Source organism: Arthrobacter sp. TE26545, assembly GCF_056279005.1.
Genome location: NZ_JBWBQM010000001.1, coordinates 537,229 through 549,845 on the forward strand (window position 1 = coordinate 537,229; position 12,617 = coordinate 549,845).

The window sequence follows — 12,617 nt, forward strand, 5'->3', positions numbered from 1 at the left end:
CCCCCGATGCCGGCCAATGCGTTGCCCGTGCGGTGACGGGCTGGTGCTATTTCCTGGAGCCCTTCAGGCTTCCCTTGCTCTGCGCACCCGCGGCCCCGCCGACCAGGCAGACAATTTCCTTGTCCCCGGTCTTCCAGCTCTCGCGGGTAGGGAAGAAGTAGGTCATTTCGAGCCCGGATTCGTCGAAGGGCTTCCCGATGAAGGTGGCGAACTCCTTGCTGCAGAAGTCCTCGGACTTTTGGGTGATCACCGCGTCCCCGGGATAAGCGGAGTCCTCCAGGTTCGTCGCCGCGAAGGCCTCGAAATCGTGGTCTTGGGGGCAGGGAATGATAGTGACGTCCTGGACTTCCGAACCGTCGGGTTTCTCCAGGCAGTCGCCCACCTTCACCTTGAAGGCGTCGGCCTTCGACGACTCGGTGGCCACGCCGGAGGAATCGCGTTTCGCGTCCCCGTTCCCCAGCAGGGAGCATGCACCCAAGGTGAGGGTGAGCGTGCACAGGATGGCGGCCCCGGCCACGGTGTTCTTGGGGTTGCGGTGCGTGGTGGTGCGTGTGACGGACATCGTGGTCCTCATTTCAGCAGGTCTGCGGCCGTTCGGGCTGCCGGGCGAACGGCGCGGAGCCTGGGATCCGGTTCGGGTGCGGGTAGTGCCGGCCGTTCCCCCCTGCGCCGGCGGAAGCGGCTTCCCGGCCGGCAAGGTGCCGGCCGGGAAGCTGTGGTTCTTCTAGCCTTCGAGGTTGACGTCCTGGACCAGGCGGAACACCGCCCCTGTGGGATCGGTGAGCGCGGCGAGGCGGCCGAACGGGGTGTCTTCCGCAGGCTGGACGACCGTGGCGCCCAGGGCGAGCGCCTGCTCGACGGTTGCGTCCGCGCTGTCCACCGCGAAATACACCGTCCAGTAGGAGGGCACCTGTGCAGGCAGGAATCCCGAAGCGTCCATGATTCCGGCCTTGGCGTCGTCCCCCGCCCCGAGCGTGGTGTAGCGGAACTCGGGGGTGTCGCCTACCACGGTGGTTTCCCAGCCGAAGACCTGCTGGTAGAAGGCCACGGCGTTCTTGTAGTCCTTGGAGTGGAGTTCGTGCCAGGCCGGGGCACCGGTTTCCGCTGCAAGCTGGTAACCCTTGTGCTCGCCGAACTGCCAGAGCCCGATCGCTGCGCCCGAGGGGTCGGCGACCATCGCCATGCTGCCCTGCTCCGGCACTTCCATGGGCTCCAGGAACACCTGGCCGCCGTTGGCTGCCGCTGCCGCGGTGGTGGCCTTGATGTCGTCGGTGCGCAGGTAGGTGGACCAGACATCCGGCATGGCGCCCATGTCGTCCTGCTTCTGCATGATGCCGGCCACCATCTTGCCGTCTTTCCAGGCGGTGATGTAGCCGCCGTACTTTTCCTCGTCGCCGGTTTCGTAGCTCCAACCGAACAGCGCGTTGTAGAAGTCCTTGGCCTTTTCGGTGTCCGAGGTCATCAGGTCGATCCAGCAGGGTGCGCCGGGCGTGATCTCAGGGGTGGGCATGTTGCTCCTTGAGTTTTGTTCCGGGGCGGATTGCCCCGCATTTTTTGGCATTTGGTGGAGACAGACAGCACCCTATGCCGGGGGTCGGACAGATTCAATGATCGGGAGCCGAACCGGCGCCGTCCGGGCCGGAATCCTTGTTGCTGTCGGTACCCCGGCGTAGCCTTCGGGCATGCCTGCAGACAGCTTTCCAGCCGCCTCCGCGCAAGGCGGCGCCCCGGACCCAGGACATGCAGACCCAGGGCATGAGGGCGCAGAGCATGAGGACCCGGGACATGAGGACCCAGGACATGCAGACCCAGAACGTGAGGGCGCAGAGCATGAGGGCGCAGGGAACGGGGCCGGCCCCGGGGAGCGGCTTCACCTGTCACCCCTGAACGCCGCGAAGACGCCCCTTCCCCGGGAAACCCAGGCTCTCTCCAAAGTGGGGAAGGTGCCGGTGCTCGCCTACCTGGAATGGCCGCGGTTCGGGCAGTACGTGCCGGCCATGGTGGTGCGGACCGCGCCGGGCCGGGTCCTGGTCCAGTGGTGGCCGGATCCTTTCAAACCGGGGGAACGGCATACCTGGCTGAAGGATACGGATGTGCGGCGGGACCTGCGGGTGGCCCGGGGCAGCCCAAACTCGCCGGGAAAGGCCTAGCTGCCCGCTCGCCGTATGGCGCCGTCAAGCCACCGGGTTGGGGACCTCCACCAGCCGGGTGTTCCCGTCCACGAGGTCCACGGGGCGCAGCTTCCAGGAGGAAGCGACGCCGTAGGCTTCGGACAGCGCGGCGTCCAGCAGGCCGGCGCCGTCCTTCTCTTCCGGATCGATCCAGTCATTGATCATCCCCGGCGCGAGGGGAACGGGTAGCCGGTCGTGCAGATTGTGCAGGCCCTCATGCGCCTCAACAGGCGGTGTGGGCATCGTCAGGATGCTGCAGGACAACCGCCAGGCCCTCGGGTCCTTGCGGTCGGGGATGGATTCATCCCGCCAGAAGGCAAACAGGCCGGCGAAGGTGATGATGTCGTCGGCGGGTTCGACGATGTACCGCTGCTTCGGGTCCTTGCGGCCGGGGCCGGACTTCTTGTACTCGTAGTAGGCCGAGACCGGCACCATGGCCCGCCACTTCTGGAGCGAACCCTTGAAGCTGGGCAGCGATGCCGCTGTCTCCGAACGCGCGTTCCAACTGGGCAGCCGCGATTCGAAAGACTCCGCGAAGCTCGGGATCAGCCCCCACCGCCCGACGGCGAGCTCCCGCCGGAGCGCTCCGTCGTCGCCGGCGCGCCCGCGCAGGAAGGTGACGGGATCGGTCGGATTGAACTGGAGGGCAGGGGAGGGGTACACGGTGTCGTCCCGGAGCAGGGCATCAAGCTTCCGGGAAAGGTCGTCGGCCTCGAAACCGACGCTGAATCGTCCGCACATGCGGCCATTCTCACGCACTCGGCGGCGGGGCGCCAGCCCGGGAAAGGGGAGGGCAAGGCAAGGCCGGCCAAAGCAGCCGGGAAACACCGAAGGCCGGCAACCGCCCACCGGAGTGGGCCGTCAACCGGCCTCTGGCCTGCGCAAACACTGCGCTGCGCGGAAGGTAAGGGATTTGAACCCTTGGTACGGGGTTACCGCACACTGGTTTTCAAGACCAGCTCCATAGGCCGCTCGGACAACCTTCCCTGCCTAGTAGTGTTTCATAGGGAGTTGGCTGCTTCAAAAACCCGCAGCGCGCTCTTTGGCCGCCGCGGCCGCGCACCAGCAAGCAAGAAATCGGGAGCACGCATGAAAGCCGTCTACATTTCGGAACCCGGAGGGCCTGAGGTCCTTGAGGTCCGTGAGGTTCCCGCGCCGGTTCCCGGTCCCGGGGAGGTGCTGATCGACGTCGTCGCGGCAGGACTGAACCGCGCGGATGTCCAGCAGCGGCGCGGCTTCTATCCGCCGCCGGCGGGAGCTTCCGAGGTGCCCGGCCTGGAGGTTTCCGGCCGCATCGCGGCGTTCGGCCCGGACGTCAGCAAACCGTTCACAGTCGGGGACAAAGTGGTGGCGCTACTGTCCGGCGGCGGCTACGCCCAGCAGGTCGCCGTCCCTGCCGAACAGGTCCTCAAAGTGCCCGACGGCGTCGACCTCGTCACCGCGGCCGCTTTGCCCGAGGTGGCGGCAACCGTCTATTCCAACCTGGTCATGACCGCCCAGCTGCAGCCGGGCGAAACGGTGCTGATCCACGGCGCCACCGGCGGCATCGGCACCATCGCCATCCAGCTCGCCAAGGCCTACGGGGCGGTCGTGGCCACCACCGCGGGCACGGCCGAAAAGCTCGGCACCGCCAAGGCGTTCCTGGGCGCGGACATCGTGATCAACTACGCCGAAGAGGACTTCGCGGAAAGCCTCAAGGCACAAAACGGCGGCAAGGGCGCGGACGTGATCCTCGACGTCGTCGGGGCGAAATACCTGAAGCAGAACATCGACGCGCTGGCTGACTACGGGCGGCTGGTGGTGATCGGCCTGCAGGGCGGCGCCAAGGGCGAGATCGACCTCGGCCAGCTGCTCAGCAAGCGTGCTGCGGTCATCGGAACCACGCTGCGGTCCCGCCCCACCGCGGAAAAGGGCATGATCATGAACGCGGTCCGTGAGAACGTCTGGCCGATGTTCGGCGACGGCCGCATCAAGCCGCTCGTGGCCAGGTCGTTTCCGTTGGAGCAGGTCCGCGAAGCCCACCAGTACTTCGATTCCGGCGAGCACGTGGGCAAGGTGCTCCTGCTTCTCTGAACCGCTGCTTCTCTGAACCGCGAGAACGGCAGCGGCCGCAAAGGAGGACCATGGCAATCCGGCACAGCATCCTGGCACTGCTCCAGGACAAGGCCCGCTACGGCTATGAACTGCGGTCCGAGTTCGAGGCCCGGACGGGTGCGGTCTGGCCGCTGAACATCGGGCAGGTCTACTCCACGCTGGACCGGCTGGAGCGCGACGGCCTGGTCACCAGGGAAGGGGCCGACGGCGAAGGACACGTCATCTACAGCCTGAGCCCGGCGGGCCGGGACGAAATCGGGGGATGGCTCTCGACGGCGGTGGGCCGGGAAGCCCCGCCGCGGAACGAGCTCGCCATAAAGTTGTCGCTCGCCGCCACCCTGCCCGGAACGGACCTGCCGGCGATCATCCAGGAGCAGCGGGGAGCCTCGCTCGCGAGGCTGCAGGAGCTCAGCCAGCTGCGCAAGGATGTTTCCGGCGCGCCGCGGACCGCGGACACTGCCCGGCTCATTGTCCTGGATTCCCTCGTGTTCCAGCTCGAGGCCGAGCTGCGCTGGCTGGACCTGTGCGAGGCCCGGTTGGTCCATACCGGGCAGATCGCCGCCGTCCTGCCCGACGCCGGGCCGGCAGCCACCGGCTGAACCGCGGTTTCCATTTGACTCGCTTTGTCTGGGTGCCTTGCTACAGTGCGGCTAACGCCACACCACTGTTCTCAAGGAACCGGTCTCAAGGAGGAGCCATGGGTACACAACCGAACAGGAACGACCCGGAAACCGGGCAAGCACACGTCCTGGAACTCGATCCGGAGCTGCCGCCGCCCGCCGTTGACGACGCCGTCAGGGAAGCCGAGGAGAGGCGCTGGACCCCCGGGAAGATCGCCCTTTGGGCGGTGATTTCCTTGCTCGGAGCGGTGGCCTGGTTCATGGTTGCCCTGGTCCGCGGCGAGACCGTCAACGCTGTCTGGTTCGTCTTCGCGGCCGTCTGCACGTACCTCATCGGGTACCGCTTCTACTCCAGGGTGATCGAACGCTACTTGCTCAAACCCGATGACCGCCGGGCCACTCCGGCCGAATACAAGGCCGACGGCAAGGACTACGTCCGGACGGACCGGAACGTGCTGTTCGGCCACCACTTCGCCGCGATCGCAGGCGCCGGTCCCCTGGTCGGGCCCATCATCGCCGCCCAGATGGGGTACCTGCCGGGAACCATCTGGATCATCATCGGCGTTGTCCTTGCCGGTGCTGTCCAGGACTACCTCGTGATGTTCTTCTCCATGCGCCGCGGCGGCCGCTCCCTGGGACAGATGGCGCGGGAAGAACTCGGCGTGATCGGCGGAACGGCGGCCCTCGTGGCCACGCTGCTCATCATGATCATCATCGTGGCCATCCTGGCCCTGGTGGTGGTCAACGCCCTGGGCGAGAGCCCGTGGGGCGTCTTCTCGGTGGGCATGACCATCCCGATCGCGCTGTTCATGGGTGTCTACCTGCGCTTCATCCGGCCCGGCAAGGTCATGGAGGTTTCGATCATCGGCTTCGTGCTGCTGATGGCCGCGATCATCGGCGGCGGCATGGTGGCCGGCACACCGTGGGGTGCCTCCTTCTTCCACTTGGACAAGACCACCATCGCGTGGGGGATCATCGTCTACGGCTTCATCGCCGCCATCCTGCCGGTCTGGCTGCTTCTCGCGCCGCGGGATTACCTGTCCACGTTCATGAAGATCGGCGTGATCGTCATGCTGGCAGTGGCCATCATCGTGGTGCGCCCCGAAATCACCGTGCCGGCCTTCAGCGAATTCGCGGGCAGGGAGAACGGCCCCGTGTTCTCCGGGGCGTTGTTCCCGTTCCTGTTCGTCACCATCGCCTGCGGTGCCCTGTCCGGTTTCCATGCCCTGATTTCCTCTGGCACCACCCCCAAGCTGGTGGAGAAGGAACGCCAGACCCGCTTTATCGGCTACGGCGGCATGCTCATGGAATCGTTCGTCGCCATCATGGCCCTGGTGGCCGCAATCTCCATCGACCGCGGCATCTACTTCGCCATGAACGCTCCCATTGCCCTGACGGGCGGCACGGTGGAAACCGCCGCGCAATGGGTCAACAGCCTGGGCCTGTCCGGAGTCAACCTCGTTCCGGCAGACCTCGCGCAGACCGCCCAGAACGTCGGCGAGCCGAGCATCGTCTCGCGTTCGGGCGGCGCGCCGACCCTCGCCGTCGGCCTGGCGCACATCATGCAGCAGTTCATCGGCGGCACCGCAATGATGGCGTTCTGGTATCACTTCGCCATCATGTTCGAGGCACTGTTCATCCTCACCGCCGTGGATGCCGGCACCCGCGTTGCCCGCTTCATGCTGCAGGACTCCATCGGCAACTTCATCCCGAAGTTCAAGGAAGCGTCCTGGCGGCCCGGCGCCTGGCTGTGCACCGCCATCATGGTGGGTGCCTGGGGAGCCGTGCTGCTGATGGGCGTTACGGATCCGCTGGGCGGGATCAACACCCTGTTCCCGCTGTTCGGCATCGCCAACCAGTTGCTCGCCGCGATCGCGCTTGCCGTCTGCATGGCCATCGCCGCGAAACAGGGATCCTTCAAGTTCCTGTGGATTGTCGGGGTGCCGCTGGCATTCGCCGCCGTCGTGACCATCACCGCGAGTTTCCACAAGATCTTCTCCCCGGTGCCCGCGGTGGGCTACTTCGCCAACAACGCCGCCTTCGCCAAGGCCCTGGCAGACGGCAAGACCTCCTTCGGTACGGCCAAGACCGAGGCGGCCATGGAAGCGGTTGTCCGCAACACCATGGTGCAGGGGGTCCTCTCGGTGGTCTTCGTGGTGCTGAGCATCATCGTGATCATCACCGCCATTCTTGCCACGCTGAAGGCTTTCCGAGACGGCGGCGGCCGCAACCACGAGGACGCTCCGCGGCCGTCGCGGGTCTTCGCCCCGTCCGGGCTGTTCCCGACGGCGGCAGAGCGCGAACTCGCCGCGGCCTGGGCGAAGGTCCCGGCGGCCAAGCGTCTCGACCGGCCGGGACACCACTGATGGAGCCGCTAACGGAACCGGTGGCGGAAACGCTGCGACGCGGGCTCCGGGGGTTCGCTGCATATTTCCGGGGTGTGATGGGGGCTGACGCCTACCGGAAATACCTGGAACACCATGAGGCCTGCGGCCATCCTGTGGCGCCGATGACTGAGAAGCAGTTCTGGCGGGACCGGATGGACCGCCAAGACTCGGACCCGCAGGGGAGATGTTGTTGAACGCAGCATGCAGGGGTGAGGAAACGGGCGGCGGACGGCTTGCGGTGCATGAGAGTATGAAGCCATGAGTGATGTGGACGCCCCTCAGGACAGCAGCAACAGCTCTGATGACATTCCGGTGGAAGGAACCACCCTGGAAGAGGACATCGCGGCAAAGGCTGCGGAAACCACAGAAGCCAAGGGCAACGGACACAAGCCCGCGGGAAAGAAACCGAGTTCCCTTCAGGACCTGATCGATGAACCCGCGAAGGTCATGCGGATCGGGACGATGGTCAGGCAGCTGCTTGAAGAAGTGAAGGCAGCCCCCTTGGACGATGCCGCCCGTGGCCGGCTCGCCGAGATCCACGAACGGTCCATCAGGGAGCTCGAGGACGGCCTGGCGCCGGAACTTGTCGAGGAACTTGAACGGATCAGCCTGCCGCTCCCGGAGGACGCTCCGCCGTCGGACGCTGAACTCCGAATTGCACAAGCCCAGCTGGTGGGCTGGCTGGAGGGGCTCTTCCATGGCATCCAGGCCGCCATCGCCGCGCAGCAGGCGGCCCGGGAGCGTGCCACCGCGCAGATGCAGTTGCGGCAGCTGCCGCCTGGGACCATGATCGCGCCCGGCGTGGTGATCGGGGCCAACGGCGAACCGCAGCGGGCTCCCGCCCAGAAGGGCGAGCCCGGCAAGGGCCAGCCCAGCGGTATCGACGATCCGGACCATGGCCCCGGCCAGTATCTCTGAGCTTCGCTTGGGTCTCTTTGGGGAGCTCCGCCAAGGGCGGAGGGATGACGCCGAACTCGGCAAGGGCCTGTGGCGGCGCGCCCATGACCGTTTCCACCGTGGCCTGGACCGGTACCACCAGGTGCTGGAAGGCGTGGAGGACGAGCAACTGTACGGTGAGCTCGTTGTCATCGCCAATGAGCTCGCGGAACTGTCCGCCCGGGTGCGCGGAGTGTGCATCGAGGCCCAGCGGCTCGCGCCCAGCGAGGGCCTGGACATTCCGGGGCAGCTGGCTGGTGTCCACCGTGCCCTGTCCAAGGCGGGGAACTCCTTGGCGACGACGGCGGAGGCCGCCGCGATGCTGCGCCTCGCCGTCCCTGCGGCACCGCTGGGAGCGGCCTCCGTGCGACGCCGGGCCGAAGCCGTCCATGAACACGTGGATGAAGCCGAGCGGTTGATGCGAGGCTAGCCTGTGCAGTTCCGGGGAACGGGAACGGATTATTCCCGCATGACCGGAATTAAGCGCCGAGCTTAGCTGTTACGAAAACCATGGCTCCGGCGTCGTCGGGGCTGGCAGGATGGGCCCATGACTTCGTCTCCAAATCTGACTTTTTTAACGACGGCAACTCCATTCCCCAGCTCGGCTACGGGGTGTGGCAGGTTGAGGACGATGTAGCCGAAAAGGTAGTCCGCCAGGCATTCGAGGCCGGCTACCGCCACATCGACACTGCCAAGATCTATGGCAACGAGGCTGGTGTGGGCCGCGCGATCGCAGCATCCGGCCTGAAACCCGAAGAAATCTTCATCACCACCAAGCTGTGGAACGCCGACCAGGGCTACGAGTCCACGCTTGAAGCGTTCGAGGCCTCCCTGGACCGCCTTGGCCTCGAGACCCTTGATCTCTACCTGATCCACTGGATGCAGCCCAAGCAGGACAAATACCTGGACACGTGGAAGGCATTCATTGAGCTGCAGAAGCGCGGCCGCGTCAAGAGCATCGGCGTCTCCAACTTCAGCAAGGAGGGCCTGCAGCGCCTGATCGACGAGACCGGAGTGGTGCCGGCGATCCACCAGATCGAGCTGCACCCCTTCTTCAACCAGGCGGAGCTGCGTGAATTCAATGCCGCCAACGGCATCCTGACCCAGGCCTGGTCCCCGCTGGGCCAAGGCGGCGAGCTGCTGGCGGACGAGACGATCGCGGGCATCGCCGCCAAACACGGCGCAACTCCGGCCCAGGTCGTCGTCGCCTGGCACCTGGCCATCGGCAACGTCGTGATCCCGAAGTCGGTCACCGAATCCCGGATCGTAGAGAACTTCGAATCCCTCGGGGTCACCCTTGACGCCGCTGACATCGAGGCCATCAACGGCCTGGACCGGGGCGCCGACGGCCGCATCGGCCCGGACCCGGCGGTTTCCGACTTCGCCTAGTCCCGGAGTCAGCAAGGACCTGGAAGATCAGCAAGGTCCTGGAAGATCAGCAAGGTCCCGCAAGGTCCACGAAGGGGTCCGCGCTCATGGAGTGCGGACCCCTTTTGCGTGCCCCGCCTCGCGCGCCCTGCCGGTGCAGCTACATGCCGTCGTAGCGTCCCCTGGCGGCGATCACCTCGGGCATGTTGTCTTCGGCCCAGAGCTTCAGTTGGCCCATGACCTTCAGCAGGGAACTTCCGAGCTCCGTCAAGGAGTAGGTCACCGTCACCGGGACGGTAGCTTCGATGTCCCGGTGCACCATGCCGTCACGTTCGAGGTTCCGCAGGGTCTGGGTCAGCATTTTTTGGCTCACCCCTGCTACAACCCGGGCGATCTCGGAATACCGGGCAGGTCCGTCTCCCAGCTCGGTGAGGACCAGGACCACCCATTTGTTTGAAATCCGCTCCAGGAGCTGGCGGCTCGGGCATGCCGCCAGGTACGCATCGTAGTCGTGCTTCCGCGCCGCGCGCCGCTGCGCCGCCGTGGTCGTGGCCATGCTTACCTCCATGGGGGATACGCACTCTCAGGTGCCTACTTACCAAAAGAGAGTAAGGCCGGAAGGATCGGATAGGAAAACACGCCAATCCTTCAAGGAGGACAAATGAAGACAGCCATTGCCACGCCCAACGGAATCGAGCTCGCCGAACTGGAGGAGCTGGCGCCCGGCCCGGGCGAGGTATTGCTCGAGGTGCGGGCCGCCGCGGTGAACCCTGTCGACGCCATGATCGAGGCCGGCGTGCCGCGGGAGCTGGGATGGGTGCCGGCGGACGCCCCGATCGGGCTCGGCGCGGATGTTGCGGGAACCGTGCTCGCCGTCGGGGCCGGCGTCTGTGCTGAACGGCCGGAACTGGCCCCGGGTGTGCGGGTCGCCGGATTCCGTGGCGACTTCGTTTCAGCCCGCGGCACCTTCGCCCACCGGGTGGTACTGCCCGCCGCCTCGCTCGCGGTCATCCCGGAGGCCCTGGACTTCGTCGAGGCGGCGACCATTCCGCTGAATTCCTCGACTGCCGCCCAGGCCATCGCCCTCGCGGGGGAGCCGTCCGGGACCCTGCTCGTCACCGGGGCGGCGGGCGCGGTCGGCGGCCTTGCCGTCACCCTGGCCCGCCGCGCAGGCTGGCGGGTCGCGGCACTCGCCCGGCCTGCCGACGTCGGCTTCCTCCAGGAGGCCGGCGCCGAGGAAATCATCGCCAGCCTCGGGAAGGCCCGTTTCGATGCGGTGCTGGATGCCGCTGCCCTGGGGGAGCCGGCGGTGGACGCCGTGGCCGACGGCGGGACGTACGTGGGGCTGGTTCCGCCGGCACTGCCGGTCTCCGAGCGGGTGGTGACGACGGCACTCACCGCGGTGCCGGAGAGCAGCGAACTGGCCGCGCACCTCGAGCTGGCGGCCGACGGCGTGCTGGCGCCCCGGGTGTTCGCGGCCTGGCCTTTGGAACGGGCTGCCGAGGCGATTGCCGCCGTGGCGGCGGGAGGCGTCAGGGGCCGTTACGTCCTGGTGCCGTAGACGCAGCTGCGGATCGTTGAGCCGCGGAGGGCTGCAGGTCAAGGTCCTCGGCAGGACTGCCGAAGGACGCCAAATTCGGAAGTGCTGCGAGGGCTTCAGTGTGGGTGGCGCCGGCGGCTTCCATCAGGTCGACCATGAATGGGCGGAACGTCAGGATCAGGGCCTGGCCCTCCACCGTTGCCGCGTGGAAGCGGTCCGGCGCCAGCTCAGCCGCCAAGTGCATCAGCTGGCTCAGGGTTTGCCGGATTCCGGACTCCCTGCGTTTCGGGTCCCGCTCGCAGTAGTTCTCGCCGAGCCCGGCCACGAGCTGGGCCGTGTGCTTCAGGAAGCGCGAAAATTGGAGCGCTCCCTCCTCCGGGAGGGCCAGACTGTTGATGGAGTGGGTGAGTCGTCGGCTGAAGACACGGCTGTTCCTGAGCGCAAGGTCCAGCTTTTCCGCCGTTAGCAAAGAACGCCGGATGTGCTCCCTGTGGCGCCACTGGAACGGGGAGATGATGGTTCCTTCCCGCGCCTTGCCCAGGACTTCTTTGGCTTCGACAATGACGGATTGGCTGTTCCGTGCCCGTATGAGGGCGTGCCACGCCAGGGTTGAATCGTTCGCCTCGAGTGCTTCCGAGGTGCCGAGAAGCACAGCGGAGATTTCATGGGTCAGTTTGCGGATGGCTTCGCGCGGCCTTTTGAGCCGCACTGTCGGCACAACGGCCGTGGCAATCCAGGCGATGGCCCCGCCAACCGAGGCATCGAGGATCGTGTGCAGTGAAGAACCCTGGGCGGAGGGGATCATCGCCACGAGGGCTGCCTGAATCGCCATCTGTGTGGCGAATACTGCGCCCTTGTTGAGGAACCGGGCCATCAACGTGGCAACGAAAACAATCAGGATTGCTTGTGCCGGGCCGTTCCCCAGGATGTGGGTGAGCAATACGCCCGCTGTCACGCCGAGCATGCACCCGATGGCCACCTCCAAAGCTCTGCGCGTGCGCCAGTCTCCGGAGAACTGCAGTGTGAGCAGTGCAGCAACGGCGGCGAACACAGGACTGGCGTGGCCGAGCACATGCTCAGCAAACAGATAGGCCGTCACTGCACACAGAGCCATCACGAATGACTGGCTGATGGAAGCCTTGCATCGGTGGTATCCGGCGCGGAGATACGGCAGGAGGCGGTTGGCCATGGCTGGGGAATTCCTTCTTCCTGCCCGCCATGCGACGGGCAGCGGCATCGCAATCGGGGCACGCCCCACTGGCTTTGCAGGGGCTACCCAAAACGTAGCCGGGAATCATTTCGTGCACGTTGCCGCGGAATTACTGCAGGTTGCCGGCCCTGAACTGCGGCAGAAAACAAACAAGCCCCGCCATTCCAAGGAATGGCGGGGCTTTTCCGAGCTTCCTATCAGAATCGAACTGATGACCTTTTCATTACGAGTGAGAGTTCATCTGCCCATGATGTACGAGAGTTTGTCCGCCGTGGTGACGAAAAAGTGACG

The 12,617-nt window shown here is 66.0% G+C and carries 15 protein-coding genes, 1 tRNA gene and 1 pseudogene; 10 read left to right on the top strand and 7 right to left on the bottom strand.

Going from position 1 to position 12,617, the window contains the following annotated elements:
* Window positions 1–46: 46 nt before the first annotated feature.
* The 3 genes from ACZ9CK_RS02425 to ACZ9CK_RS02435 all read right to left on the bottom strand — a co-directional run bounded on the left by ACZ9CK_RS02425 (window position 47) and on the right by ACZ9CK_RS02435 (window position 1,874).
* Window positions 47–562 carry a septum formation family protein gene (locus ACZ9CK_RS02425; RefSeq protein ID WP_426302197.1) on the bottom strand — a complete coding sequence of 172 codons (516 nt, stop codon included), beginning with the start codon at window positions 560–562 and terminating at the stop codon, window positions 47–49.
* Between the two features lie 162 nt (window positions 563–724).
* Window positions 725–1,510 carry a VOC family protein gene (locus tag ACZ9CK_RS02430; protein WP_426302198.1) on the bottom strand — a complete coding sequence of 262 codons (786 nt, stop codon included), beginning with the start codon at window positions 1,508–1,510 and terminating at the stop codon, window positions 725–727.
* Window positions 1,511–1,604: 94 nt separating this feature from the next.
* On the bottom strand, window positions 1,605–1,874 hold the full coding sequence (locus tag ACZ9CK_RS02435) for a hypothetical protein (protein ID WP_476049138.1): 270 nt from the start codon (window positions 1,872–1,874) through the stop codon (window positions 1,605–1,607).
* Window positions 1,875–1,943: 69 nt separating this feature from the next.
* Between ACZ9CK_RS02435 and ACZ9CK_RS02440 the strand changes: the two genes are divergently transcribed.
* Window positions 1,944–2,150 (top strand): hypothetical protein, encoded by a 207-nt coding sequence (locus ACZ9CK_RS02440; RefSeq protein WP_476049139.1) that lies wholly within the window; start codon window positions 1,944–1,946, stop codon window positions 2,148–2,150.
* Between the two features lie 24 nt (window positions 2,151–2,174).
* Here ACZ9CK_RS02440 and ACZ9CK_RS02445 read toward each other — a convergent pair whose 3' ends face one another.
* Both ACZ9CK_RS02445 and ACZ9CK_RS02450 read right to left on the bottom strand, forming a co-directional pair.
* Window positions 2,175–2,912, bottom strand: a complete 738-nt coding sequence (locus ACZ9CK_RS02445) for an SOS response-associated peptidase (RefSeq protein WP_476049140.1) — start codon at window positions 2,910–2,912, stop codon at window positions 2,175–2,177.
* A gap of 157 nt (window positions 2,913–3,069) precedes the next feature.
* Window positions 3,070–3,157, bottom strand: a tRNA-Ser gene (locus ACZ9CK_RS02450).
* A gap of 103 nt (window positions 3,158–3,260) precedes the next feature.
* On the opposite strand from ACZ9CK_RS02450, the gene ACZ9CK_RS02455 reads away from it, so the two are divergent.
* The 7 genes and pseudogenes from ACZ9CK_RS02455 (at window position 3,261) to ACZ9CK_RS02485 (ending at window position 9,597) form a co-directional block, all read left to right on the top strand.
* Entirely contained in the window at window positions 3,261–4,244 is a 984-nt protein-coding gene (locus ACZ9CK_RS02455; protein WP_426302201.1) for an NAD(P)H-quinone oxidoreductase, read from the top strand.
* A gap of 50 nt (window positions 4,245–4,294) precedes the next feature.
* The gene (locus ACZ9CK_RS02460; RefSeq protein ID WP_476049141.1) at window positions 4,295–4,864 is read left to right on the top strand and encodes a PadR family transcriptional regulator; all 570 of its coding nucleotides are present in this window, start codon (window positions 4,295–4,297) and stop codon (window positions 4,862–4,864) included.
* Between the two features lie 98 nt (window positions 4,865–4,962).
* The gene (locus ACZ9CK_RS02465) at window positions 4,963–7,251 is read left to right on the top strand and encodes a carbon starvation CstA family protein (RefSeq protein WP_476049142.1); all 2,289 of its coding nucleotides are present in this window, start codon (window positions 4,963–4,965) and stop codon (window positions 7,249–7,251) included.
* Window positions 7,251–7,466: a YbdD/YjiX family protein gene (locus ACZ9CK_RS02470; protein ID WP_426302204.1), complete on the top strand. Its 216-nt coding sequence runs from the start codon at window positions 7,251–7,253 to the stop codon at window positions 7,464–7,466. Before ACZ9CK_RS02465 ends, ACZ9CK_RS02470 begins: the two co-directional genes overlap by 1 nt.
* A gap of 64 nt (window positions 7,467–7,530) precedes the next feature.
* Window positions 7,531–8,190 carry a bacterial proteasome activator family protein gene (locus ACZ9CK_RS02475; protein WP_426302205.1) on the top strand — a complete coding sequence of 220 codons (660 nt, stop codon included), beginning with the start codon at window positions 7,531–7,533 and terminating at the stop codon, window positions 8,188–8,190.
* Complete coding sequence (locus ACZ9CK_RS02480; protein WP_426302206.1) at window positions 8,168–8,638, top strand: hypothetical protein; 471 nt, start codon at window positions 8,168–8,170, stop codon at window positions 8,636–8,638. The genes ACZ9CK_RS02475 and ACZ9CK_RS02480 overlap by 23 nt, the downstream gene beginning before the upstream one ends.
* 117 nt (window positions 8,639–8,755) lie before the next feature.
* Window positions 8,756–9,597 (top strand): annotated as a pseudogene (locus tag ACZ9CK_RS02485) (aldo/keto reductase).
* A 139-nt stretch (window positions 9,598–9,736) separates the two neighbouring features.
* Here the strand turns inward: ACZ9CK_RS02485 and ACZ9CK_RS02490 are convergent.
* Complete coding sequence (locus ACZ9CK_RS02490) at window positions 9,737–10,132, bottom strand: winged helix-turn-helix transcriptional regulator (RefSeq protein ID WP_476049143.1); 396 nt, start codon at window positions 10,130–10,132, stop codon at window positions 9,737–9,739.
* Window positions 10,133–10,237: 105 nt separating this feature from the next.
* Between ACZ9CK_RS02490 and ACZ9CK_RS02495 the strand changes: the two genes are divergently transcribed.
* Window positions 10,238–11,137: an alcohol dehydrogenase catalytic domain-containing protein gene (locus ACZ9CK_RS02495; protein WP_476049144.1), complete on the top strand. Its 900-nt coding sequence runs from the start codon at window positions 10,238–10,240 to the stop codon at window positions 11,135–11,137.
* On the opposite strand, the gene ACZ9CK_RS02500 is transcribed toward ACZ9CK_RS02495, so the two are convergent.
* Window positions 11,109–12,305 (bottom strand): FUSC family protein, encoded by a 1,197-nt coding sequence (locus ACZ9CK_RS02500; RefSeq protein ID WP_476049145.1) that lies wholly within the window; start codon window positions 12,303–12,305, stop codon window positions 11,109–11,111. The genes ACZ9CK_RS02495 and ACZ9CK_RS02500 overlap by 29 nt on opposite strands.
* Between ACZ9CK_RS02500 and ACZ9CK_RS02505 the strand changes: the two genes are divergently transcribed.
* Window positions 12,304–12,615: a hypothetical protein gene (locus ACZ9CK_RS02505; RefSeq protein WP_476049146.1), complete on the top strand. Its 312-nt coding sequence runs from the start codon at window positions 12,304–12,306 to the stop codon at window positions 12,613–12,615. The two genes, ACZ9CK_RS02500 and ACZ9CK_RS02505, sit on opposite strands and share 2 nt — an antisense overlap.
* Window positions 12,616–12,617: the final 2 nt, after the last annotated feature.